The 2802-nt window shown below is 49.7% G+C and carries 4 protein-coding genes and 1 pseudogene; 2 read left to right on the top strand and 3 right to left on the bottom strand.

Features of this window, described 5'->3' with window-relative positions:
- The coding region (locus CBW22_RS25675) for a Tn3 family transposase (RefSeq protein WP_141097390.1) at positions 1 to 930 on the top strand (930 nt) is incomplete at its 5' end.
- Positions 931 to 1070: 140 nt separating this feature from the next.
- Here the strand turns inward: CBW22_RS25675 and CBW22_RS25670 are convergent.
- Both CBW22_RS25670 and CBW22_RS25665 read right to left on the bottom strand, forming a co-directional pair.
- Positions 1071 to 1385 carry a HigA family addiction module antitoxin gene (locus CBW22_RS25670; RefSeq protein ID WP_088518245.1) on the bottom strand — a complete coding sequence of 105 codons (315 nt, stop codon included), beginning with the start codon at positions 1383 to 1385 and terminating at the stop codon, positions 1071 to 1073.
- The gene (locus CBW22_RS25665) at positions 1385 to 1663 is read right to left on the bottom strand and encodes a type II toxin-antitoxin system RelE/ParE family toxin (RefSeq protein WP_088518244.1); all 279 of its coding nucleotides are present in this window, start codon (positions 1661 to 1663) and stop codon (positions 1385 to 1387) included. The genes CBW22_RS25670 and CBW22_RS25665 overlap by 1 nt, the downstream gene beginning before the upstream one ends.
- 364 nt (positions 1664 to 2027) lie before the next feature.
- Here CBW22_RS25665 and CBW22_RS26220 point away from each other — a divergent pair, with 364 nt between their 5' ends.
- On the top strand, positions 2028 to 2375 hold the full coding sequence (locus CBW22_RS26220; protein WP_141097389.1) for a hypothetical protein: 348 nt from the start codon (positions 2028 to 2030) through the stop codon (positions 2373 to 2375).
- A gap of 80 nt (positions 2376 to 2455) precedes the next feature.
- On the opposite strand, the pseudogene CBW22_RS25655 reads toward CBW22_RS26220, so the two are convergent.
- Positions 2456 to 2802 (bottom strand): annotated as a pseudogene (locus CBW22_RS25655) (Tn3 family transposase); the annotation flags it as partial.

The raw sequence follows: 2802 nt of genomic DNA, 5'->3' as shown, positions 1-2802 counted from the left end.
TTTGTCACGCCGGTGAAAAGCGTCAATTCAGGGCCTAACAGAAAATATTTTGGTTCCGGACGTGGTATCACCTGGTACAACTTCGTCTCTGATCAGTACTCCGGATTCCACGGCATCGTTATCCCCGGCACATTACGAGATTCCATTTTTGTGCTGGAAGGCCTTCTGGAGCAGCAGACAGGGCTGAATCCGGTTGAGATCATGACGGACACAGCCGGTACCAGCGACATTATTTTTGGCCTCTTCTGGCTGCTGGGATACCAGTTTTCCCCCCGGCTTGCCGATGCCGGTGAAGCGGTATTCTGGCGGGTGGATAAATCGGCAAATTACGGTGCACTGGACGAACTGGCACGTGGTTGTGCCGATCTGTCGAAAGCCGAGGATCAGTGGGATGAGATGATGCGAACGGCCGGTTCGCTGAAACTCGGCACCATTCATGCTTCAGAACTCATTCGCTCTTTGCTGAAAAGCTCGCGCCCATCAGGTCTGGCACAGGCGATCATGGAAGTGGGACGCGTTAACAAGACGCTGTACCTTCTTAGTTATATTGATGATGAAGATTATCGTCGGCGGATCCTGACCCAGCTCAACCGGGGAGAAGGCCGCCATGCTGTGGCGCGGGCGATCTGCTACGGGCAGCGCGGTGAGATCAGAAAGCGCTATCGTGAAGGGCAGGAAGATCAACTCGGTGCACTGGGCCTGGTCACTAACGCAGTGGTACTGTGGAACACGCTTTATATGCAGGAAGCCCTGAGCTGGATGCGCAGTAATGGAGAAGAAACCGGGGTTGAAGATATCGTCCGGTTATCCCCACTGATACATGGACATATCAATATGCTGGGGCATTATACGTTCACGCTACCGGAGGATATTTTAAAAGGAGAAATGAGAGCGTTAAATTTCAATATAAACAATGAACTACCTTCTTAGCGTACGTTTTCGTTCCATTGGCCCTCAAACCCCAGAAACGCGATCGCTTGCTCTGCCAGGCGACAAGGGGGAGTGACCGGGTAGCTGCGATAACTGCCAACAAATGCGGGGCCACGGCAATCCCCGCATTTGTTGGCTTATTAATGTTTTGAAGTAACCGGCGAAATTTCGTCCTGCTCACCGTATAGAACAATCCCGGACGTGTCGATTTGATTTTCCAACTGACGCAGGTCATAAGCGCTCTGAAGACGTAGCCAGAACTCAGGTGTACTTCCCAGCGCTGCGGCAATACGAATTGCCAGTGGTGGAGTTAACGCTGTTTTACCGGCAAGAAACCGCGATACTGTAGCGGGTGTTACTCCGATATTGAGTGCAAAGCGACGACCACTAACGCCCATGTCCTCTAAATCTCTGGCAATAATCTCCCCTGGATGGGATATTTTAAACTGTCTCATTAGTGATAATCCTCATAATTCAAAACGTAAGCATCACCGTTAATGAACTGAAAAGTAATGCGCCAGTTGGCCCGGACAGTAATAGACCAGTAACCTTCGCGATCTCCTTTCAGCGGGTGAAGTTTATAGATTTGACGGTTTAACTCGCCTATTTCATTTGCCGCATCAATAGCCTGTAAACGGTCGTTAATCCTCTCGGCATCCTGCGGCGGTACACCAGAAGTAATGCCTTTTTCAAAAAGTTGCTTCAGCCCTTTATGCTTGAATGATTTTATCATCGCCCGGTCCGTGTTACATAATGTGTAATAGCATACAACGACGTTACACTTCGTGCAATACTAATGATTGCATTAACCAATTGCCATTTGAATGAGTTCGGCAATAGCTTTTTGCAACAGATAACTTACTGATTTCTTTCGCTGCTTAACGGCATTGCACAAACGTTCGTTTATGCGTCGTGATGAGGTGAAGAAAAGTTAGCAGTTATCGCAGTTACCCGGTCACTGCCCCGGGACGGGCTGCGCACGGCTCTCCGGCCACTGGCGCGTCGTACTGGATTACGGAAATAGAGGTTACTGGTTGATGGTGTATGTGTTAATGATTATCATTAGCGTTTAACTCGCTTGTTTCAGGGAGGATGTTATGAAAACAGTTGCCAAATTCGCAGCCGTTATGGTGATTGCAGCTGGTCTGGGAGCATGGGCAGTGCTGACAGACATTAACCGGGGCCTCAGTGCCGACAGGCAGGCGTGTTTCACGCTGAATGCCGATGAAGTCGCTCATGCCGTGATCGCCGATGTCATCCGCCCGGATAACCGGACCTTTGCTGATCAGCACCTGACTGCCGATGATGTGCACATAAAAATGGAAACGATGCAGATTGGGCCAACCAGCGCTCATGTTCTTTTTACAACCAGCAAACATCCGGACGTGGAATGGGCCGGTATGCCACGTTGTGCTGACCTGAAGGATGTCGAATACGGGGTTTGAGGGCCAATGGAACGAAAACGTACGTTAAGAAGGTAATTCTTTGTTTATATTTAAATTTAATGCTCTCAGTTCTCCATTCAAAGTTCGTCTAGTGCACCGTAATTTGCCGATTTATCGACCCGCCAGAATACCGCTTCCCCGGCATCGGCAAGCCGGGGGAAAACTGGTATCCCAGCAGCCAGAAGAGGCCAAAAATAATGTCGCTGGTACCGGCTGTGTCTGTCATGATCTCAACCGGATTCAGCCCTGTCTGCTGCTCCAGAAGGCCTTCCAGCACGAAAATGGAATCACGTAATGTTCCGGGAACAACGATGCCGTGGAATCCGGAGTACTGATCAGAGACGAAGTTGTACCAGGTGATACCACGTCCGGAACCAAAATATTTTCTGTTAGGCCCTGAATTGACGCTTTTCACCGGCGTGACAAA

Origin of the sequence: Pantoea sp. VS1 (genome assembly GCF_002207995.1) — a bacterium.
Classification (GTDB): domain Bacteria; phylum Pseudomonadota; class Gammaproteobacteria; order Enterobacterales; family Enterobacteriaceae; genus Pantoea; species Pantoea dispersa.
This window is presented reverse-complemented; position numbering and strand designations above follow the sequence as displayed.